At 73.5% G+C, this 26,491-nt stretch carries 29 protein-coding genes; 15 read left to right on the top strand and 14 right to left on the bottom strand.

The features are described 5' to 3' along the window. Positions 1–121: 121 nt before the first annotated feature. The 4 genes from K0V08_RS09325 to K0V08_RS09310 form a co-directional block, all read right to left on the bottom strand. A complete protein-coding gene (locus tag K0V08_RS09325) occupies positions 122–721 on the bottom strand; it encodes a hypothetical protein (protein WP_128516974.1) in 600 nt (199 codons plus the stop codon). Between the two features lie 249 nt (positions 722–970). After that, the gene (locus tag K0V08_RS09320) at positions 971–1,639 is read right to left on the bottom strand and encodes a DUF2238 domain-containing protein (RefSeq protein ID WP_079534175.1); all 669 of its coding nucleotides are present in this window, start codon (positions 1,637–1,639) and stop codon (positions 971–973) included. Continuing rightward, a complete protein-coding gene (locus K0V08_RS09315; RefSeq protein WP_079534177.1) occupies positions 1,633–2,478 on the bottom strand; it encodes an endonuclease/exonuclease/phosphatase family protein in 846 nt (281 codons plus the stop codon). The genes K0V08_RS09320 and K0V08_RS09315 overlap by 7 nt, the downstream gene beginning before the upstream one ends. Positions 2,479–2,541: 63 nt before the next feature. After that, positions 2,542–3,012, bottom strand: coding sequence for a MarR family winged helix-turn-helix transcriptional regulator (locus tag K0V08_RS09310; RefSeq protein WP_012039369.1), 471 nt, complete (start codon positions 3,010–3,012; stop codon positions 2,542–2,544). 45 nt (positions 3,013–3,057) lie between these two features. Between K0V08_RS09310 and K0V08_RS09305 the strand changes: the two genes are divergently transcribed. Further along, positions 3,058–3,294, top strand: coding sequence for a hypothetical protein (locus tag K0V08_RS09305; protein ID WP_079534179.1), 237 nt, complete (start codon positions 3,058–3,060; stop codon positions 3,292–3,294). A 42-nt stretch (positions 3,295–3,336) separates the two neighbouring features. Here K0V08_RS09305 and K0V08_RS09300 read toward each other — a convergent pair whose 3' ends face one another. Next, positions 3,337–3,975: a GNAT family N-acetyltransferase gene (locus K0V08_RS09300; protein ID WP_079534181.1), complete on the bottom strand. Its 639-nt coding sequence runs from the start codon at positions 3,973–3,975 to the stop codon at positions 3,337–3,339. Positions 3,976–4,040: 65 nt separating this feature from the next. Here K0V08_RS09300 and K0V08_RS09295 point away from each other — a divergent pair, with 65 nt between their 5' ends. Next, positions 4,041–4,664 (top strand): TetR/AcrR family transcriptional regulator, encoded by a 624-nt coding sequence (locus K0V08_RS09295; protein ID WP_079534182.1) that lies wholly within the window; start codon positions 4,041–4,043, stop codon positions 4,662–4,664. Positions 4,665–4,700: 36 nt separating this feature from the next. On the opposite strand, the gene bla is transcribed toward K0V08_RS09295, so the two are convergent. Next, complete coding sequence (bla, locus tag K0V08_RS09290) at positions 4,701–5,669, bottom strand: class A beta-lactamase (RefSeq protein WP_079534184.1); 969 nt, start codon at positions 5,667–5,669, stop codon at positions 4,701–4,703. A 210-nt stretch (positions 5,670–5,879) separates the two neighbouring features. Between bla and K0V08_RS09285 the strand changes: the two genes are divergently transcribed. Together K0V08_RS09285 and K0V08_RS09280 are read left to right on the top strand one after the other, a co-directional pair. After that, positions 5,880–6,545 carry a DedA family protein gene (locus tag K0V08_RS09285; protein WP_079534186.1) on the top strand — a complete coding sequence of 222 codons (666 nt, stop codon included), beginning with the start codon at positions 5,880–5,882 and terminating at the stop codon, positions 6,543–6,545. A gap of 67 nt (positions 6,546–6,612) precedes the next feature. Then, entirely contained in the window at positions 6,613–7,680 is a 1,068-nt protein-coding gene (locus K0V08_RS09280) for a glycosyltransferase family 9 protein (protein ID WP_079534188.1), read from the top strand. Positions 7,681–7,690: 10 nt separating this feature from the next. Here the strand turns inward: K0V08_RS09280 and K0V08_RS09275 are convergent, their stop codons facing one another. Both K0V08_RS09275 and K0V08_RS09270 read right to left on the bottom strand, forming a co-directional pair. Further along, positions 7,691–8,734 (bottom strand): DUF1266 domain-containing protein, encoded by a 1,044-nt coding sequence (locus K0V08_RS09275; protein WP_079534192.1) that lies wholly within the window; start codon positions 8,732–8,734, stop codon positions 7,691–7,693. 53 nt (positions 8,735–8,787) lie between these two features. Beyond that, entirely contained in the window at positions 8,788–9,852 is a 1,065-nt protein-coding gene (locus tag K0V08_RS09270) for a S66 family peptidase (RefSeq protein ID WP_079534301.1), read from the bottom strand. 182 nt (positions 9,853–10,034) lie between these two features. On the opposite strand from K0V08_RS09270, the gene K0V08_RS09265 reads away from it, so the two are divergent. The 3 genes from K0V08_RS09265 to K0V08_RS09255 all read left to right on the top strand — a co-directional run bounded on the left by K0V08_RS09265 (position 10,035) and on the right by K0V08_RS09255 (position 11,179). Beyond that, positions 10,035–10,241, top strand: a complete 207-nt coding sequence (locus K0V08_RS09265; protein ID WP_079534194.1) for an antitoxin VbhA family protein — start codon at positions 10,035–10,037, stop codon at positions 10,239–10,241. Positions 10,242–10,354: 113 nt separating this feature from the next. After that, on the top strand, positions 10,355–11,023 hold the full coding sequence (locus tag K0V08_RS09260; RefSeq protein ID WP_231689068.1) for a Fic/DOC family protein: 669 nt from the start codon (positions 10,355–10,357) through the stop codon (positions 11,021–11,023). Between the two features lie 6 nt (positions 11,024–11,029). Beyond that, positions 11,030–11,179: a type II toxin-antitoxin system ParD family antitoxin gene (locus K0V08_RS09255; RefSeq protein ID WP_079534196.1), complete on the top strand. Its 150-nt coding sequence runs from the start codon at positions 11,030–11,032 to the stop codon at positions 11,177–11,179. Between the two features lie 44 nt (positions 11,180–11,223). Here the strand turns inward: K0V08_RS09255 and K0V08_RS09250 are convergent, their stop codons facing one another. Continuing rightward, the gene (locus tag K0V08_RS09250; protein WP_079534198.1) at positions 11,224–11,892 is read right to left on the bottom strand and encodes a response regulator transcription factor; all 669 of its coding nucleotides are present in this window, start codon (positions 11,890–11,892) and stop codon (positions 11,224–11,226) included. Positions 11,893–12,016: 124 nt separating this feature from the next. Here K0V08_RS09250 and K0V08_RS09245 point away from each other — a divergent pair, with 124 nt between their 5' ends. After that, positions 12,017–12,295: a GlsB/YeaQ/YmgE family stress response membrane protein gene (locus tag K0V08_RS09245; protein ID WP_079534200.1), complete on the top strand. Its 279-nt coding sequence runs from the start codon at positions 12,017–12,019 to the stop codon at positions 12,293–12,295. Between the two features lie 114 nt (positions 12,296–12,409). On the opposite strand, the gene K0V08_RS09240 is transcribed toward K0V08_RS09245, so the two are convergent. Continuing rightward, positions 12,410–13,234 (bottom strand): ferritin-like domain-containing protein, encoded by an 825-nt coding sequence (locus K0V08_RS09240; protein ID WP_227266658.1) that lies wholly within the window; start codon positions 13,232–13,234, stop codon positions 12,410–12,412. Between the two features lie 353 nt (positions 13,235–13,587). On the opposite strand from K0V08_RS09240, the gene K0V08_RS09235 reads away from it, so the two are divergent. Next, on the top strand, positions 13,588–15,486 hold the full coding sequence (locus K0V08_RS09235) for an ABC transporter ATP-binding protein (protein WP_079534202.1): 1,899 nt from the start codon (positions 13,588–13,590) through the stop codon (positions 15,484–15,486). A gap of 26 nt (positions 15,487–15,512) precedes the next feature. On the opposite strand, the gene K0V08_RS09230 is transcribed toward K0V08_RS09235, so the two are convergent. Continuing rightward, the gene (locus K0V08_RS09230; RefSeq protein WP_079534204.1) at positions 15,513–16,367 is read right to left on the bottom strand and encodes a sugar phosphate isomerase/epimerase family protein; all 855 of its coding nucleotides are present in this window, start codon (positions 16,365–16,367) and stop codon (positions 15,513–15,515) included. 176 nt (positions 16,368–16,543) lie between these two features. Between K0V08_RS09230 and K0V08_RS09225 the strand changes: the two genes are divergently transcribed. The 3 genes from K0V08_RS09225 (at position 16,544) to K0V08_RS09215 (ending at position 19,139) form a co-directional block, all read left to right on the top strand. Continuing rightward, positions 16,544–17,275 (top strand): ThuA domain-containing protein, encoded by a 732-nt coding sequence (locus K0V08_RS09225; protein ID WP_043584374.1) that lies wholly within the window; start codon positions 16,544–16,546, stop codon positions 17,273–17,275. Further along, a complete protein-coding gene (locus K0V08_RS09220) occupies positions 17,272–18,414 on the top strand; it encodes a Gfo/Idh/MocA family protein (RefSeq protein ID WP_174239391.1) in 1,143 nt (380 codons plus the stop codon). The genes K0V08_RS09225 and K0V08_RS09220 overlap by 4 nt, the downstream gene beginning before the upstream one ends. 119 nt (positions 18,415–18,533) lie before the next feature. Then, entirely contained in the window at positions 18,534–19,139 is a 606-nt protein-coding gene (locus K0V08_RS09215; protein WP_079534206.1) for a nitroreductase family protein, read from the top strand. Positions 19,140–19,205: 66 nt separating this feature from the next. On the opposite strand, the gene K0V08_RS09210 is transcribed toward K0V08_RS09215, so the two are convergent. Together K0V08_RS09210 and K0V08_RS09205 are read right to left on the bottom strand one after the other, a co-directional pair. Further along, positions 19,206–19,613: a hypothetical protein gene (locus K0V08_RS09210; RefSeq protein ID WP_079534208.1), complete on the bottom strand. Its 408-nt coding sequence runs from the start codon at positions 19,611–19,613 to the stop codon at positions 19,206–19,208. Positions 19,614–19,782: 169 nt separating this feature from the next. Next, positions 19,783–20,991 (bottom strand): FAD-dependent monooxygenase, encoded by a 1,209-nt coding sequence (locus K0V08_RS09205; RefSeq protein ID WP_079534210.1) that lies wholly within the window; start codon positions 20,989–20,991, stop codon positions 19,783–19,785. Positions 20,992–21,049: 58 nt separating this feature from the next. On the opposite strand from K0V08_RS09205, the gene K0V08_RS09200 reads away from it, so the two are divergent. The 3 genes from K0V08_RS09200 (at position 21,050) to K0V08_RS09190 (ending at position 24,547) form a co-directional block, all read left to right on the top strand. Next, entirely contained in the window at positions 21,050–21,562 is a 513-nt protein-coding gene (locus K0V08_RS09200) for a MarR family winged helix-turn-helix transcriptional regulator (protein WP_079534212.1), read from the top strand. After that, on the top strand, positions 21,559–22,941 hold the full coding sequence (locus K0V08_RS09195; protein WP_079534214.1) for a serine hydrolase domain-containing protein: 1,383 nt from the start codon (positions 21,559–21,561) through the stop codon (positions 22,939–22,941). Before K0V08_RS09200 ends, K0V08_RS09195 begins: the two co-directional genes overlap by 4 nt. A gap of 88 nt (positions 22,942–23,029) precedes the next feature. Beyond that, complete coding sequence (locus K0V08_RS09190; protein ID WP_079534216.1) at positions 23,030–24,547, top strand: acid phosphatase; 1,518 nt, start codon at positions 23,030–23,032, stop codon at positions 24,545–24,547. 20 nt (positions 24,548–24,567) lie between these two features. Here the strand turns inward: K0V08_RS09190 and K0V08_RS09185 are convergent, their stop codons facing one another. Next, positions 24,568–26,475, bottom strand: coding sequence for an amidase family protein (locus K0V08_RS09185; RefSeq protein ID WP_079534217.1), 1,908 nt, complete (start codon positions 26,473–26,475; stop codon positions 24,568–24,570). Between the last annotated feature and the right edge of the window lie 16 nt (positions 26,476–26,491).

Genomic DNA, 26,491 nt, shown 5'->3' with positions numbered 1-26,491 from the left:
GTACGCATGCCCTACAGAGCAAGTGCGAAATGGGTTCAGGCGCGCCAAGGTTTGGTGATGGATATGAATACGCAGGTCTTTGCTTAGGATGCGACCTTGAATCGGTAACCTGCTTTGAGCTTCACGCCGGTGAGGCAGGCGACATCACTAATGGGTGCAAGATATGCGTGATGGCCAACGTGGTTCCGGAGGCCACGAGCGCGACGTACGACGCCAGCATCCACCGCTTGCGGGAAATGAGGGCATCCTCTAGCAGGCGGACCCACCTACGTTCGACCTCCAGTCGGTCGGTTTCTTTCTCGAGCGAAGCGGTTTTCCCGTTGATTGCCTCTTTAACTAGTTCCCGGCTTCCGTACTGAAGTACCAGGGACATTCCCGGTTCTCCATTTTCAAGAGTATTCGTCAGTAGTGCCACGACTCCTAGGAAGGCGCTCACTACCGCCATTGCAGTACAGAGCCCGCTCCATACGGGCACGGCTCCGACGTAAGAGGCGACCGATAAAGCGACTGCCAGCGAGATGACTATGCCCGCACGCGTATCCAGCGCCTTGGCTTCGTCCGTCAACTGGCCGCGCAGGCTTTGCAGCAGGTCTAAGTATCCTTCAACTTCAACTTTAACTTCTGCATCGGTTGCGGGGCTCATCGTACGTGCCTTTCGTGGCACCATGCGTTTGAAGAAGTTGTGAATCGCCCGCACCTTTGACGAATATGTATCGGACATAGGACTCCTAGTCTTCGTCCTGGCCAAACGCGTCTAGTCGCGCGTTTCGGATTCAGCTAGCTCTGATGCTACTGCGAAAAATGGGTATCACGACTGGTTTTACGTCACTCTTCTCGTATTTTTAGCCCCCAAAATGCGGCACATTGATCCAGCGGGGGAGTCGCTGTAGCTGGCGATTGCACGGTTTTGCCCACGTGGAAGACGCATATGTTGCTACTTGCGTTAAAGATCTTTGTTGGTCACGTACACTCAGGCCTCCGCGATCCACCGCGACCGCGCCAGCAGCATCGGCATGAGCGGCGCGATCAGGAGCGCGCCCAACCCGCCGACCGCCATGTCGCCGATCGTGTCGGCGTACCCGGTGAGGATCTCCGGGTCCAGCCACGCCTGCCCCGCCCACTCGCCGAGCTCCCACAGCGCCGAGAGCGCGAGGCCCACCGTGAGGCTGAGGATCCCGAGGGGCAGCGGCCGCCGATCGACCACGACGCCCGCGCGGTCGGCCAGCAGGATCACGAGGGCGGCGAGGGCGGCTGTCGTGACGAGGTGCGCGGGGATGTCCCACCACGGCAGCGTCTCGTAGAGGTCGAGCCGGTTGCTCGCGGCGGAGACGAGCGTGGTGATCCCGATCGCGAGATCCATCGCGGGCCGCGCCCCGAGGAAACGCGGCGCGACGAGGCCGAGCAGCGCGAGCGCGAACATCGCCGACGTCGTCCCCGTCCACGCGAACACGGAGAAGAGGAACGTGGCGAGACCGATCACCCGCACGACGTCGGCGAGCACCGCCGTGATCCCGTGCGGCGGCTGCAGGAAGGCGCGCGCGGCGTCGGCGGCGAACATGGCGACGTCCTCGGGCGGGTGCGGCTCGTGCGTCGCCTCGGGGCCGTCGGGCGGGGCCGGCGTCGGCGGATCCGTCAGCACCGCACCACCGCCTGCAGCGCCTCGTGGTCGCTCGGCGCGCGCCCGCCGATGCGCGTGGTGTTGATGCCGACCCGCTCCACCTCGATGTCGGGCGTCACGAGCATCCAGTCGATGCGGCGGGTCGTGCGCTTCGGCGCCTTGTAGTTCGACCACGTGCCCCACTCGGGCGTGAGGCGCTCGCGGGCGGCGGGCCACGCGTCCACGAGCGCGCCGTGCTCGAGGAGCAGCCGGTGCGGCTCCGTGTCGACGCCCGCGTTGGTGTCGCCCGCGACGATCGTGGGCACCTGCACCTCGGCGACGATCCCGAGGATCATGCGCGCCGACTCCTCGCGCGAGCGCCGCGAGAGGTGGTCGAAGTGCGTGTTCACGTGGCGCAGCGGCAGGCCGGTCGCGCGATCCGTGAAGTCGGCGACCACCGCGATCCGCGGCACCATGTTGCCCCAGCTGCGGGATCCGGCGACCGCGGGCGTGTCCGACAGCGCGACCTGGCGCCAGCTCGTGAGCTCCAGTCGGCGCGTGTCGTAGAAGGTGGGGCAGCCCTCGCCGTGGCCGTCGGCGTTGCGGCCGTGCCCGATCCGCCGGTAGTGCCGCCCGAGCGCGTGCGACAGCGCGCGCCCCTGCGTGGGCATCGCCTCCTGCGTGCCGAGGAGCGCGGGCTGCTCACGCTGGAGCAGCTCGGCGATGAGCGGCTCGCGGTCGGCCCAGCGGTCGGGGCTGCCCGGCCGGTAGCGGCGGAACAGGCGCCGGATGTTGTACGTCATCACGTGCAGCTCGGGGGCGTCGACCGGGCCGACGAGCGCCCGTCCGTCCGTGAGGGTGCCGTCGGCGCTGAGGGTCATGGATCCATCGTCCCCCTGCGCGGCCGCGTCGACCGCGGCTGGCGGGGAACCGTCACGGGCGCGCTAGGCGCTCGCGGGATCCGGCGCCGCGTCGATGCGCGCGAGGAACTCGTGCAGGTCGTCCCGGATCCTGCCGAGCTCCGCGGCAGTCATGCCCGTGCGCTCGGCCACACGGGCGGGCACCTGCTCGGCCTGGCGGCGGAGCTCGCGGCCCGCGTCGGTGAGCGTGACGCGCACGACGCGCTCGTCCTCCACGCTGCGCGCGCGCTCCAGCAGGCCGGCCGACTGCAGGCGCTTCAGGAGCGGCGTGATGGTCGCGGGCTCGAGGGCCAGCGCGCCGCCGAGGTCGGAGATCGAGCGGCCGTCGCGCTCCCAGAGCGCGAGCATCACGAGGTACTGCGGATGCGTGAGGCCCAGCGGCTCGAGGATCGGCCGGTACAGCGCGACGACCGACCTCGCCGCCAGCACCGCCGCGAAGCAGAGCTGGCTCTCGAGCGCCAGGGGATCCGTGCGCGTCGCGCCCTCGTGTGCCATGCCAGCTCCTCGCCGCCTGCGGAATTACCGCGTACACTGAATACTATGACACGAGGTAAGGATCGAGATGGTAGCCCGCGGCGCGAGCGCGGCTTCGGGGCGGCCGTCGAGCGGTTCAACGAGCGGCTCCGCCCGTACCTCGGCGCGCCGCCGCTCGGCCCGTACACCGACGACCCGGTGCCCGAGCCGCAGTCGCGCCTCTGCCCCATGTGCGGCAAGCCCATGCCCGACCACGACATCGATCGCTCGGGTGCCCGCACGCAGGTGCACTGCCCGGTCTGATCCCGGCACGCGGATCCCGCGCTGATCCTGCGCCCCGTCGCCTCAGCGAACCGGCGACTCCACCCGCGCCGACCGCCACATCGCCACCGGGCGCGCCCCGGCCAGGCCCGCCAGCTCGCCCAGCTCGGCGAAGCCGTTGCGGAGGTAGAGCGCGCGGTTCCGCTCGGTCGACGACTCGAGGTAGGCCGCGGATCCCTCGGCGTCGACCCGGGCGAGGCCGTGGGCGAGGAGCGCGGATCCGACGCCGAGGCCTCGCGCCGCCGCGCCCACGCCGACCTCGGCGAGGCGCCAGTGCGGGAGGCCCGGTCGCGCGCGGTCGAGGGTGCGGAGGCGCGTGGCCGCGCGGAGGGCGCCCGCGACGCCGAGGGCGCGCAGGAACGTCGGCGCCTGACGGAGGGTCCGGTGCGCGGGGATGCCGCCGGGGGCCTCCCAGACGGCCGCGCCGAGGATCCCGCCGCGCGCGTCGACCGCGACGTCGACCGTCCCGTCAGGGAGCGGGCCGCTGCGAAGGAGCGCGGCGAAGAGCAGGGCCAGGCGCTCGCGCTTCCGGGGGCCGGCGGGGACGAAGCCGGCCAGCACGGGATCCTCGGCGAAGGCCTCCGCGAGGACGCGCGTGACGTCGTCGAGGTCGGCGGCGCGGGCCGTGCGGATGGCGGGGGCGGTGCGGCGGTCGGTGCTCATGCTCCGACGCTAGATCACACATTCGGCCATACGGCCAAATCGACCCAGCTTGGTAGCTTTCTCCCATGAAGCCCGCGTCCGAGAGCACCCGCGCGTACGGATCACGGGACGCCAGGCGGGCCGAGCTGCTCGACGCCGCGGTGCGGGTGATGGCCGTCGCGGGTGTCGCCGGGGCGAGCACGCGGGCGATCACCGCGGAGGCCGGGCTCGCGCACGGCGCCTTCCACTACTGCTTCGGCGTGCGGGAGGAGCTGCTCGGGGCGCTGCTGCGGCAGGAGGTCGAGGCGGTCGTCGCGCAGCTGGAGGCCGCCGAGGATCCCGCGGGCGCGCCGCTCGGCGAGGTCGTCGCCCTGACCCTCCGCGCCGAGCTCGACCGCGTGCGCCGCGAGCCCGACCGCCAGCGCGTGCTCATCGACCTCGCCGCGACCGTGCAGCGGATCCCGGCGCTCGCCGACCTGCCCGCCTGGGAGTACAGCCGCTACGTGGAGGAGACGCGCCGCCGGTTCACCGCGGCCGGCCTCGACGACGCCCTCGCCGGCCGGTGCGCGGCGCTCGCCGTGGCGGGCATGCAGGGGATCGTCGCGGCCTGGCTCGCGCGCCGCGACGCGGGTGCGGATGCGGCGGCCGAGCGGGCGGTCGACGACCTGTCCCGGGCGCTCGCCCTGCTCGCGGAGGACGGCGGGCGCTGATCCCGGCGCGCCCGCGCCCGGCGGCGTCCCGACCCGTCAGCCGAGCGCGCCGAGCGCCTGCGCCGCGGCCTTCGCTGCGCCCGAGATGAGGGCGTCGTCGGCGTCCGCGTCCTGCTGGTCCTTCGCGGAGTGCACGGCGATCACGATCGGCGCGGCGTCGGCCCGCCAGATCACCGCGACGTCGCCTCGGCTCGCGTACTCGCCGAGACCGGACTTGTCGCCGACCGTCCAGTCGGCGGGGAGCTCGGCGCGCACGAGCGTCGCGCCCGTATGCGTGGCCTTCAGCCAGCCGGTGAAGAGGGCGCGCTCGTCGGCGTCGAGGGGATCCGCGATCGCGCCCGGATCGCCCAGCGCGTGCGCCCGGAGGAGGGCGGCGGCGGCGCGCGGGGTCGTCGTGTCGCGGTCGTCGCCGGGGGTGGCCTCGTTGAGGTCGGGCTCGGTGCGGGAGACGACAGTGGTGTCGTCACCGAGGGCGGTGAGCGCCGCGTCCAGCTCGGCCGGACCGCCGAGCGCCTCGAGCAGGAGGTTCGCGGCGGTGTTGTCGCTGCGGGTCATGGCGGCCTCGGCCAGCTCGCGGAGGGTCATCGTGCCGCCGACGCGCGTCTCGGTGACGGGCGCGTAGGAGAGGATGTCGGCCGCCTCGATCGGCACCGCGCGATCCATCCCGGCGATGCCGACGCGGTCGAGCAGCGCGGCCGCGAGCGGGGCCTTGATGGTGGACGCGTACGCGAACCGCTCGTCCGCGCGCCAGGAGACCTCGGCGCCCGTGCCGGTGTCGACCGCGTGCACGCCGAGGCGCGCGCCGAAGCGCCCCTCGAGCGCGGTGAACGCGGCGTCGGCGGCCGCCTGGTCGACCGCGGGGGCGGCGGATGCGGACGGCGCGGCGGCCGCGGACGCGGGCGGGGCCGTCGGCGCCTCGGCGGCGGGGGTCGCGCATCCGGCGAGGAGGGTCGTGGCGAGGGCCGCGGCGAGCGCGAGGCGGGCGGAGCGGGCGGGGTGGATCACGGCGGAGCTCCTCGGGAGGCGTCGGGCGGGTGCGATGCGGCGCGGCGGCCGCGGATCCAGCCTCTCCTGCGGCGACGCGCACGTCGTCCCCCGCGGGGTGCGGGCAGGTACCCCGGACGGACCACGCGCCCGATTCAGCGGACGTGGAAATGTGTTCCCTAGGATTCGCGGGACGACGACGCCCGACCCCCCGAGAGAACGAGAGGCCGCATGAGCGCCATCCAGGCAGTGACCCCCGGCGAGATCCATCCGAGCGAGGGGTACGACGGCTTCGTCGGCTGGGTCCTCTCGCTCATCGAGACGCTGGGGGAGGTGGGCGTGGGCCTCGCGGTGCTCATCGAGACGTTCGTGCCGCCGATCCCCTCCGAGGCGATCCTCCCCGTCGCCGGCTTCCTCGCGTACGAGGGCCGGATGAGCGCGTGGGGCGCGTGGGCCGCGGCCACCGTCGGCGCGCTCCTCGGCGCGCTCATCTGGTACGCGATCGGCGCCGCGCTCGGCCGGGATCGCACCCGCCGCCTCGTCGGCCGGATCCCGCTGCTCGACCACGCGGACTTCGACAAGGCGGAGGCGTTCTTCCAGCGCTGGGGCGGCACCGCCGTGCTCCTCGGCCGGTGCGTGCCGCTCGTGCGCTCCTTCATCTCCATCCCGGCGGGCATCGAGCGCATGCCGATCGGGCGGTTCTCCCTCTACACGGTCATCGGATCCGGCGCCTGGAACGCCATCTGGGTGGGCCTCGGCTTCGCGTTCGGCCCGGCGATCCGCCCGGTGCTCGAGGAGTGGAGCGGCCTGATCTCGTACGCGGCCATCGGCGTCATCGCGCTGCTCGTCGTGTGGTTCGTGGTGTCGCGGCTGATCCGGCGGGTGCGAGCGGCCTGACGTTCGCACGGGTCCCGGCGGCGGAACGACCCGGCCGCCGCGCGTCCCCTCTGCCAGGCTGGAATCCATGCAGATCCCCGGCGTTCCCGACGCCCACATCGACGACGCCCGCCCCGCGACCCCCGGATCCGCGGACGCCGCGACGGGGGAGCCCGGCCCCGCCGAGATCCTCGTCCTCCGCGCCATCAAGCTCGGCGACATCCTCGTGGCCGTCCCCGCGCTCCGCGCCATCCGCCGCGCGCACCCCGACGCCCGCATCTCGCTCGCCACCACCGGCTGGCTCGCGCCGGTCGTCCGGCTCCTCGGCATGGTCGACGAGCACCTCCCGCAGCAGGGCTTCGACCACCCGATCGCGCGCGAGCCCGGCACGGTCGACCTCGCGATCAACCTGCACGGCGCCGGTGTCGAGAGCCGCACGCTCCTCCACGAGCTGCGCGCGCACCGCACCCTCGGCCACGCCGCCCCCGAGCTCGACGGGATGCCCGCCGCCGACGGCCCCGCCTGGGAGGACCACGTCCTCGAGCGCCACCGCTGGGCTCGGCTCGTCTCCTGGCACGGCATGCCCGCGGATCCCGAGGACGTCGGCATCCTCGTCCCCGCCGAGCCGCCCGTCGCCGAGCACGCCGTCGTGATCCACGTGGGCGCCGCCTACGGTTCCCGCCAGTGGCCCGTCGACCGCTTCGCCGAGGTCGCCCGCGCGCTCGCCGACGAGGGCCGCACGGTCGTCTTCACCGGCTCCGACAAGGAGCGCGAGCGCGCCCTCGAGGTCGCCGCCCTCGCCGACATGCCCACGGAGACGGTGCTCGCGGGCGAGCTGGCCCTCGACGCCTTCGCCGGCATCATCGCTGCCGCCGACCTCGTCATCTCCGCCGACACCGGCGCCGCCCACCTCGCGACCGCCTACGGCATCCCCTCGGTCGTGATCTTCGGCCCGGCCCCGCCCGAGGAGTGGGGCCCGCCCGCGTCCGGCCCGCACATCGTGCTGACCGACGCGACGCAGCGCCTCGGCGACACGTTCTCCGCGATCCCGGACCCGGCTCTCCTCGCGATCGCATCCGCCCACGTCCTCGAGGCGGCCCGCTCCCTCGACGGCCACCGCGTGATCCGCCCCCTCACGGGCGAGCCGCGCGACTGATCCGCGCGGATCAGCTCCGAGCCGAAGCCCCCGGCCACGGCACCGTCGCCGCCGGCCATGCGGACGCGACGAGCGCATCCCGCACCCGCCGCTGCGACATCACCGCGTCGAGGCTGTCGGTCCGGAAGGCGAGCGCGAGCGCGGCGTCCGCCCAGTACGCGTCCCAGCCGTCGTAGGTCGCGAAGACCCGCGCACCGATCTGCCGGATCAGCGCCCACGCGTCGTCCGCGGGCAGGTACCCGGCCATGTAGGCGTAGCGGATCGCGCCGATCGTGCGCTCGCTGTCGCCCGCGAGCAGCAGCACGGGAGGCCGGCCGTCGTGCGGGCGGGTCAGGTCGATGATCTCGAACTCGCTCCGGCCGGTGAGCGCGGCCATCCGCGACACCATGCGCTCCGCCTCCTCGGACGCGGCCAGCTCCGCGAAGCGCGCCGACTGCGGCCCCTGCGCCAGCGCATCCGCCACGAACAGCTCGATGTCGTCGCGCGACGCGATGCGGAACTGCGTGTCGAGGGCGGCGCGGTGCTGCGCGAGGGTCGTCATCGGAAGGCCGACCCACTCGTGCCCGGTCGCGCCGTCGGCGTGCTTCGTGCGCAGCTCCGCGGGCATCTCGGCCCACGTCGGCTGGAACGCGAGCGACGAGTTCCAGCCGCCGAACGAGAAGTCGCTCACGGCGTCGAGCGCGAGCAGCTGCTGCTCCTCGAGCAGCAGCGGCCGGATCCGCGCCTCGGCCACGTACGCGAGCTGGTCGCGTCGAGGCGCCCGCGCGTCGATCTGCTGGAAGACGACCGACGCGACGAGCAGGCCCACGCCCATCCCGAGCGCGAACAGCACGATGGGCATGGCCGGGCCGCCCTCCGGCTCGCCGGACGTCGCCACGACGATCCCGAGCGCCACGCCGGCCGCTCCGAAGGGCAGCGCCAGGGCGGTGACGAGCAGCGCGCGCGTCCCCTTGCCGCCGCCGGGCCGCAACCGCTGCGCGTCGAGCATGCGGGCGTAGCGCACACGGGCGCGCGCGGGGAACTCGACCTCGCCGGGGTGGTTCTGCAGCGTCACGCGCGAAGCCTATCCAGCGACCGGATCGGCACCGCCGTCCGGGCGTCGAGCCGTCAGCTGTAGTCCGCGAACACCCTCCTCGCGGCGCCGTCGAGCCGCACCGTGCCGCCGTGGGGCAGGATCCACTGCGGCCGCGTGTGGCCGAACGGCACGCCCACGCAGACGACAGCGCGCGGGTTGTAGCGGGCCACCTGCTCGATGACGGTGTCGCGCTGCTCCGCCCGCAGCCGCGCGCGCTCCTCGGGCGACGGCACGGGCGCGCCCATGACGATGGTCGGCGGCCGGGCGACGAGCACGCCCGCGACGACGTCGAGGATCCCGCGCTCGCCGAGCCCCCGCACCCACCGCTTCACGCTGTCGGCCGACGGCACCTCCTCGCTGGTCTCGAGCAGCAGGATCCCGCCCTCGATCTTCGCGGTCTCGGGCATGCGCCCGGCCATCGCGATCTGGTCGATCACCTCGATGCAGCCGCCCCACGTCGGCCCCTCCACCGTGCGCGCCGGGCCGGCCCACTTCCACGGTTCGGTCGCGTGGCGCTCGCCGAACTCGGTGAGCGCGCGAGGATCCGTCCAGTCGATCCCGAAGTCCTCCGACTCGCCGGGCTCGGTGATCTCCAGCTCCCCGCCCTCGATGAGCGCCGCCCGCAGCGAGCGCAGGTGCACGTCGTCGATTCCGGGTCCGGCGCCGAGGTGCACCTGGGTGGATCCGCCGTAGAAGCTCGGGATGCCGAGCCCCGCGAGCAGGTTGTGCAGGTTCGTGTTGTCGCTGTAGCCGAGGAACGGCTTCGGGTTCCGGGCCAGCTCCTCGATGTCGACGTGCGGGATCACCGTGACCTGGTCGTCCCCGCCGATGGTCGAGACGATCGCGCGGATGGAGTCGTCGGCGAACGCGGCCGTGATGTCGGCGGTGCGATCGCGGACGCTGGCGCCGAGACGCCGGGTGGTCGGGTACTCGACGGGGATCAGCCCGGTCGCCTCCCGCAGCCGCCGCATCGCCTGCTCGTGCACCTCGGGCGCCATGCCGGGCGCGGCGAACGCGGGGCTCAGCACCGCCACCCGATCTCCCGCCTTCGCCTTGGGCACGGACTTGCGGAACCGGGACGAGGTGGAGGGGATCATGCGGGTCATGCTCCCAGAGGAGGCGGGGAGCGCGCGGGTGATGTGCCGGGCCATGCGTCCGCTTTCGCGGTCAGGAGCTCCTCCCCAACTCGCCGTCCCGGCTGCGCTCCGAGGATGTCGCGATTCACCGCTCACGCCACAACCGCGCGGGTAGGTTTGTAGATCCCAGGAAGGATCTCGTCATGCCCCACGCATCTCCCGCCTCAGACGCTGCCTCAGCCGAAGACGCACGGGTAGCCGACCGCCTCGCGTTCGCGGATGCAGCTCTGGCCCTGGCCGGACACGAGGTGTCGGATCCTGCACTGAGAGCCATCCTCGAGCGAGCCGCACGACACGAGATCACCGGTGACGAGGCAGTCGCGGAGATCCGCCGGCACATCCAGGGCTGATGCCTCGCCGTTCGACGTTCCGTACCTGGGATGACTACTTCATCCCGGGTACGTCTGTATTGAGGAACAAGTTCACGGGACCCGGCCGGCCGCACGGCGAGGTGGATGGAATCGTGCTCACGCAGCTCGAGGAGGCGGCCACGGCTCTGAGGACGGGTGAGCTGGCCGACGAACCGATCGACGGCGTCTTCGACTACCCCCACATGAAGGCGATCCACCGGCACATCTTCCAGGATGTCTACGACTGGGCCGGTGAGGAGCGCGTGGCTCCCGTCGGCTCCTTCATGACCAAGGACGGGCACTCCTACTACCCGGCCGGTCCGACCCTCACCGAAGCAGCCGAGGCCCAGTACCGGCAGCTCGCCGCCAAGGACCTTCTGCGCGGTCTCGAACGGCCGGACTTCGTCCACGAGCTGGCAGAGATCTGGGGTGAGCTCAACGTGATCCACAGCTTCCGCGAGGGCAACACCCGCACGCAGTTCGTGTTCTTCTCGCAGCTCGCGGAGCAGGCGGGGTACCGGATCGAATCCTCTCGGTTCGCGGTCGGCTCGCCGCTGAGGGAGCAGTTCGTCGAGGCTCGGTTCCACAGCCAGGACACCGGCAGCAATGCGCGCTTGGAGGAGGTGTTGGGGCGAGCGATCGTCCCTCTCCCGCGACCGGCATCGCCCGGGACCGCGCGACCCGCGAGGCCGTCACCGTCGCGAGCGGTCCGCGGCGCCGCGCGACCGGGCCCGCTTGCCGGTGGTCGCGCGAGCGGCCGAGACGGCGGCTACGGGAGGTAGCGACAAGTGGCATCCGGGCGCTATCGGTCCGCGAGCGAGGTCGTCCACGCCGGGCTCCGCCGCATGGAGGACCAGGAATCGCAGCTCGCCGGTGAGGCGAGCGGCGAAGCCGCATCGTTCGACCTCGACGCGTTCATCGCGGACAAGCGCACGTGAATCCATGACGGTTCCCATCGGCCGCGAAGACCTCTAGGTGCCCGCTACGGCCCACCCAGCCAATGGTCGATCCGGTGGTGATCCGGGCTGAACCCGTGCCCGACACCCCAGATCACCGCCTGGGTGCGGCTCTGCACCTGGATCTTCCGGTAGATCGAGCGGATGTAGCTCTTCACCGTGTTGGGGGAGAGGTACGTGAGCGCCGCGACCTCCTGGTTGCTCTTGCCCTGCGTGATGAGCGCGAGGATCTCCGACTCGCGATCCGTGATCCCCTCGCGCTTGCCCGGCCAGTCGAGCGAGGGCGCGCTCGCGGCCCGCAGCGGCGCGTCATTGAAGAGCTCCTCGCCCGAGTGGATCCGCTCGAGCGCCTCCACGAGCTCCCGGGCCGGCAGCGCCTTGGAGAGGTAGCCGTGCACGCCCTGCATGCGGGCGTCCGCGACGAGCTCGGGCTGGAAGTTCCAGGTGTAGACGACCACGCGGCGGGCCCGCGGGTTCCGCACCAGCTCCGCGATCTCGTGGTGATCCGACTCCGGCTGGGCGAACGAGTCGTAGAGGACGATGTCGATCTCGTCGGAGAGGGCGGCGTTGGCGTCGATCTCCGCGACGAGCACGCGGTCGCGGTAGTCGTCGAACATGTGGGCGAGGCCCTTCAGCACCACGTCGTAGTCGTCGACGAGCGCGATCGTGACGGGACGGGTGCGGGTGGCGGGCATGGATCCACCATCCCACCCCCAGGGGTGTGCTGCCACACCCCGCAGGGTGGTTGGTTGGAGTCATCGCCCCGAACGGGCACCACCGCGCGTCTTCCTGACGTGCTCGCACAGAAGAGAGATCACCATGCTCGGACTCATCATCAGCCTCATCGTCATCGGCCTCATCGCCGGCTTCATCGCCCGCGCGGTCATCCCCGGACGCCAGAGCATGTCGATCCTCATGACCATCGTGCTCGGCATCGTCGGCTCGTTCGTCGGCGGATTCCTCGCGTTCCTGCTGTTCCAGCGCGACGCCATGGACGGCTTCTTCCAGCCCGCCGGCATCATCGGCTCGATCATCGGCGCCATCATCGTCCTCGTCATCTACGTGAAGGTCGGCGGCCGCAAATCCGTGCGCCGCTGAACACGGCCGGGCGACCCGTCGATGCGCTGGCGCGCGTCTGACGACAGCCGGTAGTGGAGCAGGAGGAGGGGCGGGTCGCCGAGGAGGCGGCCCGCCCCTCCCGTCTGCCCGGCGTCAGGCGCGGGCGGACGCGCGGGCGCCGTCCGCCGGCCCCAGCAGCGGCGCCCGCGCATCCACCAGCACCGAGCGCGCCGCAGCCCCGAAGCCGTGCATCGCCTCCCGCCAGTACGCCCGCGGCGCGACCCCGCACGCACGCAGCGCAGCCCGGTGGTCGACCACGATCACGGTCGCCGCGCCCGCCGCGACGACCGTCCACGCCCCGCCGATGAGCGCGCGCAGGGGAGCGGGGGTGTCGCGGAAGCCGGTGCGGAGGCGGTCGATCTGGAAGCGGACGTGGTCGCGCTCGTCGTCGGCGATCCGCTGCCCGAGGGCGCGGAGCGCGGGATCCGGGGCGTGGTCGGCGAGGGCGTGGAAGTAGCCCGTCGCGACCGTCTCGGCGATGAGGAACAGGCTGATCTCCGTCCGCAGCCCGATGAGATGCCGCAGCCGGGTGAACGCCGCGTCGGTCCAGTGCGCGGGCAGCGCGGGCGCGTCGAGATGGTCGAGCGCGCGGAGGAACAGGGCCGCGTGCTTCTGCTCCTCCTGCACGAGGAGCGCGAGCGCGTGCGTGTAGGCGGGATCGCCCGCGGCGGTCGCCATCCGGAGGAGGTGCGCACCGTCGCCGCTCTCCCCGAGCGCGAACCGCTGGAACGAGCGGACGAACGCCCGGCGGGTGCGGGCGTCGAGCGGCGAGGGCGTGCCGGACGGGATCAGCTGCTCGGGCGTCAGATGCCGGTCCGCGTTGGCGTGGAAGTGGGCGATCCAGTCGGCGGCGGTGCCCATGCGGGCGGTCGCCGCGGCGGGGCGTGCGGGCGTCGGTGTCTGCGTGATCGAGGTCATGCCCTCACGCTAGGAACCGCGATGCGACGGCCTCGCCGGGCGCAGGAGGGACTCCGGGGGTCGCCAGGGCGCATCCTGCGGCGGCGGGGTGGTCCGCGAGGCGGACCCGGGTACGTCCTCCGCCCGACGACCATCCGGTGACGCTTCGCCCGCTGGGCGCGATCGCGTCCGTCCGTGGCTCATGATGGGCATGCGCCCACCGCCAGGACGATCCGTCCACTCCCGTCCGCGGATCCGGTCACCACGACGACGTCCCGGTCGGAGCATCGACGCGGATGCCCGGTCCGCCCCAGAGGACCCGACCCCGGCGAACCCCGCGCGCACCGAGCGGGCTGCCCACGAGAGGAACCACCATGAGCATGGACAGCGTCGCCTGGAGCTCGCTCTACAAGATCTCGAGCGCGCAGGACGGGTCGCGCGGCATCTCCCGCGAGTCCGTGAAGCGGATCATGACGTTCGCCGTGCCGTACCGGGCGAAGCTGCTCGTCTTCATCGGGCTGTCCGTCGTCGGCGCGTTCCTCGCGGTGGCGACGCCGGTGCTCGCCGGCCAGGTGGTCGACGTCATCGTCGCCCGGGGCGAGACCGCCACGATCATCCGCCTGGCCGTCGTCATCGCGCTCGTGGCCGTGGCCGACGCCGCCGTGTCGCTCGTGACGCGCTGGTTCTCGGCGCGCATCGGCGAGGGCGTGATCCTCGACCTCCGCACCGCCGTGTTCGACCACGTGCAGAGGATGCCCATCGCGTTCTTCACCCGCACGCGCACCGGCGCCCTCGTGAGCCGCCTCAACAACGACGTGATCGGCGCGCAGCAGGCCTTCAGCGGCACGCTGTCGGGCGTGGTCACGAACGTCGTGGCGCTGATCCTCACCCTCATCGTCATGCTCAGCACGTCGTGGCTCGTGACGGTGCTCGCGGTGATCATGCTGCCCGTGTTCCTGGTGCCCGCGCGCCGCATGGGCGGCCGCCTCGCCGCGCTGCGCCGCGAGGCCGCCGACCACAACTCCGCGATGAGCACGCAGATGACCGAGCGCTTCTCGGCGCCCGGCGCCACCCTCGTGAAGCTGTTCGGCCGTCCCGACGAGGAGTCCGCGGAGTTCCGCGTCCGCGCCGCCCGCGTCCGCGACATCGGGGTCCGCACCGCGATGCTCCAGTTCGTCTTCGTCACCGCGCTGATGCTCGTCTCCGCGCTCGCCCTGGCGCTCGTCTACGGGCTCGGCGGCGCCCTCGCGCTCGGCGGCCAGCTGGACACCGGCGAGGTCGTCACCCTGGCGCTCCTCCTCACCCGCCTCTACGCGCCGCTCACCAGCCTCGCGAACGCGCGGGTCGAGATCATGAGCGCGGTGGTCAGCTTCGAGCGGGTCTTCGAGGTGCTGGACCTCGAGCCGCTCATCCAGGAGAAGCCCGACGCCGTCACCGTCCCCGATGGCCCGGTGGCGGTCGAGTTCGACGACGTCCGCTTCGCCTACCCGTCGGCCGACAAGGTGTCGCTGGCGTCCCTCGAGGAGGTCTCCACGCTCGACACCCGCGGCGGCGAGGAGGTGCTGCACGGCGTGTCCTTCCGCATCGAGCCGGGGCAGACCGTCGCGCTCGTCGGCACGTCAGGCGCCGGCAAGTCCACGATCGCGCAGCTCCTCTCGCGCCTGTACGACGTCGACAGCGGTGCCGTGCGGCTCGCGGAGACCGACGTGCGCGACGTCACCTTCGCATCCATGCGGCACACGCTCGGCATGGTGACCCAGGACGGCCACCTGTTCCACGAGACGATCCTGTCCAACCTGCGCCTCGCGCGGCCGGAGGCCACCGACGACGAGGTGTGGGACGCGGTCCGGCGGGCGCGGCTCGAGCCGCTCATCCGCTCGCTGCCTGACCAGCTCGACACCATGGTGGGGGAGCGCGGCTACCGGCTCTCCGGCGGCGAGCGCCAGCGCATGACCATCGCGCGGCTCCTGCTCGCCCAGCCGCGCGTCGTCATCCTCGACGAGGCGACGGCGGCGCTCGACTCGACGTCGGAGGCGGCCGTGCAGGCGGCGCTCAGCGAGGCGCTCGAGGGGCGGACGGCGCTGGTCATCGCGCACCGCCTCTCCACCATCCGCGACGCGGACCTGATCCTCGTGGTCGAGGACGGGGCGATCGTCCAGCGCGGCACGCACGAGGAGCTGCTGGCCGCGGGCGGCCGGTACGAGGAGCTGCACCGCACCCAGTTCGCGGTGCAGAAGGCCGTCGCGGCGGATGCGGAGTCGGCGCTCGGCTGATCCGGGCTCGCCTCACCGGGCTCACCTCACCCGAAGACCCGCCGCACCACCTCGTGCTCCTGCTCGAGGCCGTCCCACTCGTCGGATCCGTCGGGCCGGGTCGACTCGTTGACCATCGCGAGCGCTCCCTGGTAGCCCGCGTCCTGCAGCACGCGGAGGGAGCGGGCGTAGTCGACGCCGTCGAGCCGGCCGTGCGCGTCGCGGTGGGCCTTCGCGTGGCAGGTGACCGCGTGCGGCGCGATGCGGGCGAGCTGCTCGTGCTTGTCGGGCATCGTCCAGTTGCCGAGGTCGATCAGGAGGCGCACGTCGACGGCGTCGGCCAGGAGCGCGAGCACCGCGTCCGCGTCGGGCAGCGGCTCGCGCCAGTTCTCGGTGACGACGGCGACGCCCGGGTGATCTGCGGCGAGCCGCGACAGGCGCCGCGCGCTCGACGCGAGCAGCTCGGGCGTCGGTGCGCTCCGGCCCGCGACGACGCGGGCGTGGTGCGCGCCGAGCGTCTCGGCGTCGTCGAGCAGGTCGGAGATCCATCGCTCGTGCCGGTCGGCGTCGGTGGGGTGCGTGAGGTCGCCGTCGTCGAGGAGGAACGCGTCGAGCGTGATCTCCGACGCCGCGAGCGACGCGCGCAGCTCCGCGAGGTAGCCGGCGTCCCGCGTGGGCAGCTGGAAGTGGGTGATCTGCACGGCCCGGTAGCCGCGCCGGGCGAGCTCGGCGGGCAGGTCGAGGAGGTCCAGCGCGTCCGCTGCTCGGCCGCCTGCCGTGCTCGGGCCGGACCCGTCGGGCCCGGGGACGCGCGGCCGCCCGAGCGTCCCGTCGAGGGACCAGGCGTGCACGGCCTTGTCGGTCGGTCGCGTGGACCCGGCGGTATCGGTCGAATCGCTCATCGGATCGCTCCGCGGTCGTCGTCGCTGGCGGTCATGCGGCCTCCCGGGTCGCCCGCATCGGCGCGGGGCATGCGTACGATCGTATGCGCGGGCATCCGCCGCGTCACGGCCGATCTCGGGCCGGGGACGCCCGGCGCACGTCCCGAACCCCCGATCACCGCCGAACGAGGAGCGCCATGGACATCGTCGTCTGGAACGAGAACGTGCACGAGAGCCGGGGGGACGCGACCGTCCTGTCGCACTACCCGGACGGGATCCACGCCGTGGTCGCCGACGGCCTCCGCGAGCTGCTCGGCGACGACGCGCGCGTGAGCACCGCGACCCTCCAGGAGGATCAGCACGGCCTCACCGAGGAGCGCCTCGCCGCGACCGACGTCCTCTACTGGTGGGGGCACGTCGCGCACGGCGAGGTGTCCGACGAGGTCGTCGCGCGCGTGATCCGCCACGTGCACGCCGGCATGGGCCTCGTCGTGCTGCACTCCGGCCACTACTCCAAGGTCTTCACGCGCCTGATGGGCACGACCTGCTCCCTCAAGTGGCGCAACGACGGCGAGCGCGAGCTGGTCTGGACCATCGCGCCGCAGCACCCGATCGCCGCCGGGATCCCGCATCCGATCGTCATCGACCGGCAGGAGATGTACGGCGAGCAGTTCGACATCCCGCGCCCCGACGAGGAGGTGTTCCTCTCCACCTTCGCGGGCGGCGAGGTCTTCCGCTCCGGTGTCGCGTACCACCGCGGCCGCGGCCGGGTCTTCTACTTCTCGCCCGGCGATCAGGAGTACCCCGTGTACCACCACCCCGACATCCGCCGCGTGCTCGCGAACGCCGCCCGCTGGGTCGCGCCGACGGACGGCCGCGCCGACCTCACGGCCGACGAGCACCCGCGCGACTGGTTCCTCGCCCGATGAGCGCCGCGAAGCCCGCCGTGCCCGCGACCCCGGCCGCTCCTGCTGCTCCGGCGACCCCGGCGGCTGCTCCGGTCACGCCCACGACCGCGTACGACGGCCCGCGCGTCCGCGTGATCCACGTCGGCCTCGGCGGATGGGGCGGCGACTGGGCGCGCAACGCCGTGCCCCGCGTCGCCGAGATCGAGGTCGCCGCGATCGTGGATCCGAGCGAGCCCACCCGCGAGAAGGTCCGGTCCCTGCTCGGCCTCCCCGCCGAGGCCGCGTTCGCCTCGCTCGCCGACGCGCTCGCCGCGGTGGAGGCGGACGCCGTCATCGTCACCGCTCCCGCCGTCACGCACGCGCCGCTCGCGCTGGAGGCGCTCGAGGCGGGCAAGCACGTGATCGTCGAGAAGCCCTTCGCGAACTCGACCGCGGAGGCCGCCGCCGTGGTCCGCCGCGGCGAGGAGCTGGGCCTCATCGTGCAGGTCAGCCAGAACTACCGCTGGTACCCGGCACCGCGCCGCGTGCGCGAGCTGCTCGCGGCCGACGCGCTGGGCGAGGTCGCCACCATCGAGATCGACTTCCGCCAGTGGGACAACGACGAGCCCGACGACTACCCGCACTACCGGTTCCCGCAGCCGATCATCAACGACATGGCGATCCACCACTTCGACCTGATCCGCATGGTCACCGGCCGCGAGGCCGTGCGCGTGTTCGCGCGCACCAGCCGCCCGTCCTTCAGCCACTACCGCGACCCCGCGGTCGCCTCCATGGTCATCGAGCTGGAGGGCGGCCTGATCGTCGACTACCGCGGCAGCTGGCTGCACCGCGGACCGGTCACGCCGTGGGCGGGCGAGTGGCGCATCTCCGGCGAGGACGGCGAGCTGACCTTCACGAGCCGCGGCGAGGGCGTCTCGGCCGACCGGGTCGGGATCCGCGACGCCGACGGCGCCGAGCGCGACCTCGACCTCGACCTCGAGACGCTGCCGCTCATCGGCCGGGCCGCGGGCCTCCGCGCATTCGCGCTCTCGATCCTCGGCGGCCCGCCGCCCGAGACGAGCGGCCGCGACAACCTCGGCAGCCTCGCGCTGATGGAGGCGGCCGGCCGTTCCGCGGAGTCGGGCCGCTTCGAGGACGTGCGCGACCCGCTGGCGGAGTAGGCGCGTCTCGTGCCAGGACGCCGCCCGAGTCACCCAGGAATAGCCGGGCGGCGTCCCGCATTGTGATCCGCGAGGCCCGACGGAGTGCCGCATCCCCGACACCGACCGAAGGAACCGCCATGACCCTCACCGAGGACGCCACCGCCCCCTCCACCGCCCGCACCGCCGACACCGCCGTGCCGGTCGTGCGCGAGCTCGACGCCCGCTGGAGCCCGCGCTCCTTCGACACGGACGCCACCGTCTCCGACCAGCAGCTCGACGCCCTGCTCGAGGCCGCGCGCTGGGCTCCATCCGCCAGCAACCAGCAGCCGCGCCGCTTCATCGCCGCCCGCCGCGGCACGCACGCCTTCGACACCATCGTCGACGCGCTCGTCGGCTTCAACGCCGCGTGGGCCGTGAACGCGTCGGCGCTCGTCGTCGCGATCGCCGAGACCTCCACGGTCGAGGGCGAGAAGCGCCCCTACGCCGCGTACGACCTCGGCCAGGCCGTCGCCCACCTCTCCGTGCAGGCGCAGGCCGAGGGCCTGCACACGCACCAGATGGCCGGCGTCGAGTTCGACAAGCTGTCCGCCGCGTTCGACCTGCCCGAGAACCTGCAGCCGCTCACCGTCACGGCCGTCGGCACGGTCGCGCCCGCCGACGCGCTCGAGGGCCCGCTCGCCGAGCGCGAGATCGCGCCGCGCACGCGCCTGCCGCTCTCCGAGCTGGTGCTCGTCCGCGAGTAGTCCCCCTGCACGAGAGCGGCCGCCGACCCTCGGGTCGGCGGCCGCTCGTGCGTGCGGGGGATGGGGTCAGCCGCCGAGCACGCGCCCGATGAGGTCCTGCACGAACGGGATCGCGTCCTGCACCTGGTCGACGCTCGCGATGGTGGTGGCGACGAGCGGCCAGAAGGATCCGACGAGGGTCGCGACCACGGCCGACACCGCGGCGATCCACGCGACGACGCCGCTGCGCGTCATGGCCGCGACGGCGAGCAGCACGAGGCCGACGACGAACGAGATCACGATGCCGAGCGCGATGAGGCCGACGGGCACGTCGAGCTGGCCGACGGTGGTCGCGTCCGCCGCGCCGATGAGCCCGAGCACGGGCAGCAGCACGCCGACGACCACGACGGCGGCGACGATGGCGCCCGTGAGCGTCGCGGCCCAGACGGCCCGCGGGCGGCGTCGGCGCACGGCCCCCTTCACGCGCGCGCTCATCGTCCGGCCTCGCTCCGGGATCCTCGGGTCGTCTCGTGCATGTCCGCTCCTCCTCCATGACGCGCGGGTGCGTCACAGAGGAGACGGACTCGGCGGCGGCGGTGTCCCGCGCGTCCAGGCGGTCCCCAGCGGGGAGCGCCGGAGGTTCGCCCGGCGGATACCCCTCCCGTCAGCGCTCCAGGTGCGCGTACGACGGGAGGTCGATGCGGTCGGCCGGCGGCTCCATGAAGCGCCGCCCGAGGCGGGACGCTACGGGAGTGGCCGCGGCCCGCACCGCGAGGCCGAACGCCGCGCCGCCCGCCGCCGAGCGGGGGTGCGCGAGCCGCGGCGTGCCCGGCGGCAGCTGCTGCGCCTGCTCGACGTAGGGCCGCATGATCCGCTCGTAGCCGCGGAACGCGTCGCGGTGGTCGACGTGCGCGGCCAGCTCGCCCGCGAGCACGTATGCGCCCGCGAGCGACAGGCTCGTGCCCATGCCGCTCACGGGCGAGGCGCAGTACGCGGCGTCGCCCACGAGCGCGACCCGCCCGGACGCCCACCGCGGCGCGTGCACCTGCCCGATCGACTCGTAGTAGAGGTCGTCGGCCCGGTCGAAGCCGTCGAGCACGCGCGCGGCCTCCCAGCCGGCGTCGGCGAAGCGGGCGCGGAGCCGGGCCCGCTGCTCCTCGACCGGGCGGCGGCTCGCGTCCCGTCCCGCCGGGGGATCCACGAGCGTGGAGAGCGCGGCGCGGATCGTGCCGTGCGGGTCGGGCCGCAGGCTGATCGACCGGCCGCCGCGCGCGACGTACCAGCGCCACCAGTCGTCGTCCGCGGCCGTGCGCGGGATGGTGGCGTAGCTCGTCTCGAGCCCCAGCGAGCGGATCACGGGCTCGTCGCCGAACACCAGGCGCCGGGTGCTCGACCCGATGCCGTCGGCCGCCACCACGAGGTCGAACCGCTCGTCGGCGGCCCGCGCGAACGACACCGTGACGCCGTCGCGCTCCTCGCGGATCCCCGTGATGCGGTCGTCGAAGCGGTACTCCGTGGCGCCGACGGTGCGGTCGACGAGCAGCTGGGCGAGGTCGCCGCGCAGGATCTCGAGCTCCGCGGTCGCGCCGCCCGAGTCGCTGCGACCGGCCGGGAACTCGGCGATCGCGCCGCCGTCGGGCCGGACGAAGCGCGTGCCGACCTCGCCCGTGGTCGCGGCGCGGATCGCGTCCTCGACGCCCATCCGCCGGGCGACCTCGCGCCCGGCGCCGCGCACGTCGACGTTCTGGCCGCCGCGGCGGAGCTCGGGCGCGCGCTCCACGATCACGGTGTCGACGCCGTAGCGGTGCAGCCAGACGGCGAGCGCGGGGCCGGCGATGCTCGCGCCGGAGATGAGGACGCGTCGTGCGGTCATGTCGTCTCGTTCCTTGATAGTCAATGAGATTGGCAATCTAGCGCACTATCATCGACGCATGCCCTCCCGGAAGCCGGATCCCGAAGCCGAGGCTGCGGCCCCCGCCGCGGCCGACCTCCCGCCCCTCGGCGACGGCGTCCGCTCGCGCCTCCGCCGCGTCACGCTCGCGCAGCAGGCGTTCGAGCGCAGCATCCAGCGCACCCTCGCCGTCGACGCCATGGGCCTCGCCGCGATGGACCACCTCGTCACCGCCGGTCCCACGACGCCGACCGAGCTCGCCGGCCGGCTCGGCATCTCGACCGCCGCCATGAGCCTCGTGCTCAACCGGCTGGAGGCCGCCGGGCACGCGCACCGCGAGCGGCATCCGAGCGACGGCCGCAAGCTCGTCGTCACCGCCGCCGACCGCTCGTCCGAGGCGGCGCACGCGGCCGTGATGCCGGTCATCACCGGCATCGAGGAGGTGATCGCGAGCATGGGCGACGCGGATCGCGCTACCGTGCAGGACTTCCTCGACCGCCTCGTCGCCGTGTACGAGGACGCCACCCCCCGACACGCCCCGGAGGCGCCATGACCGAGATCCTCGACTACGTCCGCACCTGGCTCGACCACCGCGTCTGGCAGACCCGCGTCCCCGGCGCCCAGGTCGCCATCGCCCGGCACGGCGAGGTCGTGCTGTCCGAGGCGTTCGGCGTCGCGGATCCCACCACCGAGGCGCCGCTGACGCCCGCGCACCTGTTCCGCGTGGCCTCGCACTCCAAGACCTTCACGGCCACCGCGATCCTGCAGCTCGCCGAGCAGGGCGCCCTCCGTCTCGACGACACGCTCGGCGCGCACGTGCCCGAGCTCGCGGACGCCGGATCCGAGCTCGCCGGCGTCACGGTCGCCGCCCTCCTCGAGCACGGCGCGGGCGTCCTCCGCGACGGCCCCGACGGCGACCACTGGCAGCACTCCGGCCCGTTCCCCGACCGCGCGCACCTCCTCGCGATCGCGACCTCGCCCGGCGTCGCCAAGATGGCGCCCGACACCGCCTTCAACTACTCGAACGTCGGGTACGCGCTGCTCGGCCTCGTGGTCGAGGCGGCGTCCGGCCTCTCGTACGCGGATTACCTGGCCGAGCGGATCACCGCCCCGCTCGGCCTCCGCGACACCACCGCCGAGTACGTGCCGGCCCGCGCCGACGAGTACGCGGCCGCGTCCACCTCGCTCCGCACCTCCCGCGAGCGCACCGTCCTCCCGCACGTCGACACGCGCGCCATGGCCGCGGCCACCGGCGTCACCAGCACCGCGTCCGAGCTCGTGTCCTTCTTCTCCGCGCTCGTGCTGCCGGACGACGAGCGGCTCATCTCGGCCGCGTCGAAGCGCGTCCAGCAGCGGCCGCGCTACGCCTCCAGCCTGGATCCGGCCGGCACCCGCCGCTACGGCTACGGCCTCATCATCGAGCGCGTCGGATCCGGCGCCCATGAGGCCACCGTCCTCGGCCACTCGGGCGGGTACCCCGGCCACATCACGCGCACGGCGGTGGATCCCGCGAGCGGCTGGGCCGTCACCGTCCTCACGAACGCGATCGACGGCCCCGCGAGCGCGCTCAGCACGGGCATCCTCGAGCTGCTGCTCGCCGACTCGGCCGCCACCGAGGAGGAGCGCGCCGCGGTCGACGCGCCCTTCACGGGCCGCTTCGTCAACATGTGGGGGATGCAGGACCTCCAGGTGATCGGCGACCGCTTCCTCCGCATCGACCCGACCGCCGAGCACCCGCTCGACTCCGTGGACGTGCTCGAGCGCACGGGCGACTCGTCGGCGCGCATCGTCGAGGGCGACGGGTTCGGGTCCGTCGGCGAGGAGGTCACGGCCGACCGCGGCCCCGACGGATCCGTCGACCGGATCCGCGCGGGCGGCGGCATGACGCTCGAGCCCTGGACCCGGGTGATGGTGCCGCGGTCGCGCGGCTGACGCCCGGGCGCATCCCGTCCGCGGGACGCTGACAGACGGCCGGACGAACCGCCGGCCGGGAACGATCCCTCCGCCTCGCCGGACGTCCATGCGGGGTTCACCCGGCGGAGGCCGTGCGGCCACGGCCCCTCCCTACGGTGCGGGAGGCCGATCGGCCGACGATCCCACGGAAGGCACCATCATCACCGTCATCACGACCGTCCGCCCGCGCGCCCGCGTCGCCGCGCTCCTCTCCGCCACCGCGATCCTGGCGGTCGTGCTCGCGGGCCCCGGCGCGTCCTCGGCGCAGGCGGCGACCTCGCCCGCGCCCTTCGACCAGGCCACGATCGACCACGTCTACGCGTCGGACGCGACCTACGACTTCGTCCCCATGCTCGACGCGTTCCCGGCGCTGAAGAGCGGCCGGCCGGACATCATGCAGCTCAACGACGACATGACCGTGCAGATCAACCAGACCGCTCCGAAGGCGCAGTCGGACCGCGCGATCATCGACCAGTACGCCGACATGTCCGTGTCGATGTCCGACGGCCTGGGTGCCCGCCTCGGCGCGATCTACAAGGCCGCGCGCGACGCCGGGCAGCTGCCGAAGACGGCGGCGCTCCTCAACAAGGAGAACGGCCTCGTCGGACGCGGCGGGTCGACGGGCCCGGCCAAGAACCACTACGCCAACCCGCGCCCCTACGTCCGCTTCCCCGAGCGCCTCCAGTACCGCGACAAGCCCGGCGGCAACGCGTGGGCCGGGCAGGACGGCTCCTACCCGAGCGGCCACACGTCGCAGGCGTTCTGGCAGGGCGTCTCGCTCGCGACGATGCTGCCGGAGCTCGCCCCGCAGATCCTCGCCCGCGCGTCCGACGCCGGGAACAACCGCATCGTGATGGGCGCGCACTACCCGATCGACGTGATGGCCGGTCACATGATGGGCCAGAAGATCGTCCAGCGCCGCTGGGCCGACCCCGAGTTCCGTGACCTCTACGCCCAGGCCGCGACGGAGCTGCGCCAGGTGCTCGAGGCCGGATGCGGCGCGACGCTCGCGGTCTGCATCGCCGCGGACACCCCCTACCTGCCGACCGACCAGGCGCTCGCGGTCTACCGCCAGCGGCTGACGTACGGCTTCCCGCTCGTGGGTGCCGCCGGGCAGCCGATGACCGTGCCGGACGTCGCCGAGTCGCTCCTCCGCACCAGCCACCCCGACCTCACCGACGCGCAGCGCCGCCAGGTGCTCGCCCTCACCGCCATCGACTCGGGTGAACCGCTCGACCTCGGCACGGCCGGCAGCTGGGAGCGCATCGACCTGGCCGCCGCGATGACCGCGAAGGTGACGGTGGCCGCCGACGGCACGGTGTCCCTCGCGGGCGCCGCGACCGTGGATCCTTCGCCCGCCCCGGCCTCTTCGTCCGCCCCCGCGGACCCCGGCGCGACGACGGCCGGATCCGCGGCTGCCGCGGCGCACCCCGCGACCCGCGGCACCGCGCACGCCGCGACGCTCGCCCGCACCGGATCGGACCTCGCCCCCGGCGCCGTCACCGCGGCCCTCGGACTGCTGGTCGCCGGCGGGGGGCTGGTGCTCGTGCGTCGGCGCCGGGGCGCGCGGGGCGCACGGCGCTGAGCCGGGCGCACGTCGGGGGATCAGCCGGCGAGGCCGCCGGGAGACCGGCGGCGACGCACGAAGCCGACCGCCATGACCGCCCCGCCGACGAGCGCGAGGCACGCGGCGATCACGGCGTTCTGCCCGAGCGTGTTGACGCCGACCCCGGCGATGCGCGCGGCCCCGGCGGCCTGCGGGGCTGATCCCGGGGATCCCGCCCCGGTCGCCATCGCGTCGGCATCCGCCGCCTCGTCCCCCGCCTCGGCTGCGGCCTCGGGCGCTACCGCCGCCACCAGCTCCGGCGTCGTCCCCGGCGCGACCCGGTGCCGGGTCGCCTGCTCGTACGCGTAGGTCATCGCGAGCAGGTCGCCGTCGTCGCTGCGGGGCGCGGCGAGCTCGAGGCCGACGGGGGCGCCCGTCGAGGTGAAGCCCGCGGGCACCGAGATCGTCGGGATCCCGGTGTTCGCGCCGATGTCGCAGAACGTCGTGCCCGCCCAGGTCGGCGTCGCGCTGGTGGCGCTCGTCGGCATCGCGAGGGCGTCGATGCCCTGCTCGACGAAGAACGCGTCCATCGCGGCCTTGCCCGCGTCCTGCTCCGCGATCGAGCGGTCGTAGTCGGGGTTCGGCACGTCCTCGTGACCGAGGAAGTACGCGATGTCGCCGTCGGTGAGCGCGCTCGGCCGGTCGGCCATCACGTCGGCGAAGGAGAGCACGTCCGCGGGTGCGGTGCGGGCGGCGACGCGCGCCGGCCAGGTCGCGGGCGTCTCGCGGAGGAAGCGGTCGATGGCCGGTCGCATGTCGCGCCACCCACCGCTCTGCAGCGTCTCCTCCACGAACTCCTGCGTCAGCGGCACCTCCACGACCTCGGCGCCCTGCGCCTCGAGGTCGCGCACGGCCTGCTCCATGAGCGCGCTCGTCTCGGCAAGGCCGGGCCGCTCGGGATCCTCTCGCCTGTCCCAGCGCACCCAGCCGATGCGCTTCCCGGCGAGCGCCGAGGTCGACAGGCCGGAGACGTACGCGTCGGTGGCCTGCTGGTCGGCGATCTCGGTGAGCGGATCCGCGGGGTCGCGCCCCGCGAGCACCTCCGTGAGGAGGGCGGCGTCGGCGACCGTGGTGGTCATCGGCCCGGAGACGTCCTGCCGGGGCGACAGCGGCACGATGCCGGCCGTGCTCGTGAGGCCCATCGTCGGCCGGAAGCCCACGAGCGACTGGTGCGCGGCCGGCCCCAGGATGGATCCGCACGAGTCCGTGCCGAGGCCCGCCGGCGCGTACGAGGCCGCGACCGCCGCCGCCGTGCCCCCGCTGGATCCGCTCGCGCTCCACGACCGGTCGTACGGGTTCGCCGTGCGGCCGCGCGCGGAGCCCAGCGTGTACGTGCCGTGCCACGCGAACTCGGACATGTTCGTCTTGGCGAGGATGATCGCGCCGGCCGCCCGCAGCCGCGCGACCGCGGTGGAGTCGGCCGTCGTGCGGTAGTCGCGGAGCGCCGCGCTGCCGACGGTGGTGGGCATGTCGGCCGTGGCGTGGTTGTCCTTCACGACGATCGGGACGCCGTGCAGCGGGCCGCGGATCGTGCCGGCCGCGCGCTCCGCGTCGAGCGTGGCGGCGGTCGCGAGCGCGTCCGGGTTCGTGGTGATGACGGCCTTGAGGCCCGGCTCGTCGTCGCCTGCGTCGTCGTCGTACGCGTCGATGCGCGCGAGGTAGGCGCGGGTCAGCTCGACGGAGGTCGTGGATCCGGCGTCGAGGAGCGCGACCGCGTCGGCGACGCCCAGGTCGACGACGGCGGGAGCGGCGGGCGAGGCCGATGCGGCGGGATCCGCGTCGGTGGACGCCCGGGCCGGCTCCGCGACGGCCCCTCCGCCCGCCGCCAGGCCGACCGCGAGCGCGGCCGTGGCCAGCGCGCGATCGCCGACGCGGATCCGGTCACGGGCGCGTCGACGAGCGGGCATGCGGATCCATCCAGAC

Source organism: Clavibacter michiganensis (genome assembly GCF_021216655.1).
Lineage (GTDB): Bacteria > Actinomycetota > Actinomycetes > Actinomycetales > Microbacteriaceae > Clavibacter > Clavibacter michiganensis.
The sequence above is the reverse complement of the archived record's forward strand: the minus strand, read 5'-3'. Positions and strand labels throughout refer to the sequence as shown.

Bases quoted from the DNA above. Each gene is read 5' to 3' on its own strand.
- K0V08_RS09325 (WP_128516974.1), bottom strand. From the start codon at position 721: ATGTCCGATACATATTCGTCAAAGGTGCGGGCGATTCACAACTTCTTC.
- K0V08_RS09315 (WP_079534177.1), bottom strand. From the start codon at position 2,478: ATGACCCTCAGCGCCGACGGCACCCTCACGGACGGACGGGCGCTCGTC.
- K0V08_RS09310 (WP_012039369.1), bottom strand. From the start codon at position 3,012: ATGGCACACGAGGGCGCGACGCGCACGGATCCCCTGGCGCTCGAGAGC.
- K0V08_RS09305 (WP_079534179.1), top strand. From the start codon at position 3,058: ATGACACGAGGTAAGGATCGAGATGGTAGCCCGCGGCGCGAGCGCGGC.
- K0V08_RS09300 (WP_079534181.1), bottom strand. From the start codon at position 3,975: ATGAGCACCGACCGCCGCACCGCCCCCGCCATCCGCACGGCCCGCGCC.
- K0V08_RS09295 (WP_079534182.1), top strand. From the start codon at position 4,041: ATGAAGCCCGCGTCCGAGAGCACCCGCGCGTACGGATCACGGGACGCC.
- K0V08_RS09285 (WP_079534186.1), top strand. From the start codon at position 5,880: ATGAGCGCCATCCAGGCAGTGACCCCCGGCGAGATCCATCCGAGCGAG.
- K0V08_RS09280 (WP_079534188.1), top strand. From the start codon at position 6,613: ATGCAGATCCCCGGCGTTCCCGACGCCCACATCGACGACGCCCGCCCC.
- K0V08_RS09270 (WP_079534301.1), bottom strand. From the start codon at position 9,852: ATGATCCCCTCCACCTCGTCCCGGTTCCGCAAGTCCGTGCCCAAGGCG.
- K0V08_RS09265 (WP_079534194.1), top strand. From the start codon at position 10,035: ATGCCCCACGCATCTCCCGCCTCAGACGCTGCCTCAGCCGAAGACGCA.
- K0V08_RS09250 (WP_079534198.1), bottom strand. From the start codon at position 11,892: ATGCCCGCCACCCGCACCCGTCCCGTCACGATCGCGCTCGTCGACGAC.
- K0V08_RS09245 (WP_079534200.1), top strand. From the start codon at position 12,017: ATGCTCGGACTCATCATCAGCCTCATCGTCATCGGCCTCATCGCCGGC.
- K0V08_RS09240 (WP_227266658.1), bottom strand. From the start codon at position 13,234: ATGACCTCGATCACGCAGACACCGACGCCCGCACGCCCCGCCGCGGCG.
- K0V08_RS09235 (WP_079534202.1), top strand. From the start codon at position 13,588: ATGAGCATGGACAGCGTCGCCTGGAGCTCGCTCTACAAGATCTCGAGC.
- K0V08_RS09230 (WP_079534204.1), bottom strand. From the start codon at position 16,367: ATGAGCGATTCGACCGATACCGCCGGGTCCACGCGACCGACCGACAAG.
- K0V08_RS09225 (WP_043584374.1), top strand. From the start codon at position 16,544: ATGGACATCGTCGTCTGGAACGAGAACGTGCACGAGAGCCGGGGGGAC.
- K0V08_RS09220 (WP_174239391.1), top strand. From the start codon at position 17,272: ATGAGCGCCGCGAAGCCCGCCGTGCCCGCGACCCCGGCCGCTCCTGCT.
- K0V08_RS09215 (WP_079534206.1), top strand. From the start codon at position 18,534: ATGACCCTCACCGAGGACGCCACCGCCCCCTCCACCGCCCGCACCGCC.
- K0V08_RS09210 (WP_079534208.1), bottom strand. From the start codon at position 19,613: ATGAGCGCGCGCGTGAAGGGGGCCGTGCGCCGACGCCGCCCGCGGGCC.
- K0V08_RS09205 (WP_079534210.1), bottom strand. From the start codon at position 20,991: ATGACCGCACGACGCGTCCTCATCTCCGGCGCGAGCATCGCCGGCCCC.
- K0V08_RS09200 (WP_079534212.1), top strand. From the start codon at position 21,050: ATGCCCTCCCGGAAGCCGGATCCCGAAGCCGAGGCTGCGGCCCCCGCC.
- K0V08_RS09195 (WP_079534214.1), top strand. From the start codon at position 21,559: ATGACCGAGATCCTCGACTACGTCCGCACCTGGCTCGACCACCGCGTC.
- K0V08_RS09190 (WP_079534216.1), top strand. From the start codon at position 23,030: ATGCGGGGTTCACCCGGCGGAGGCCGTGCGGCCACGGCCCCTCCCTAC.
- K0V08_RS09185 (WP_079534217.1), bottom strand. From the start codon at position 26,475: ATGCCCGCTCGTCGACGCGCCCGTGACCGGATCCGCGTCGGCGATCGC.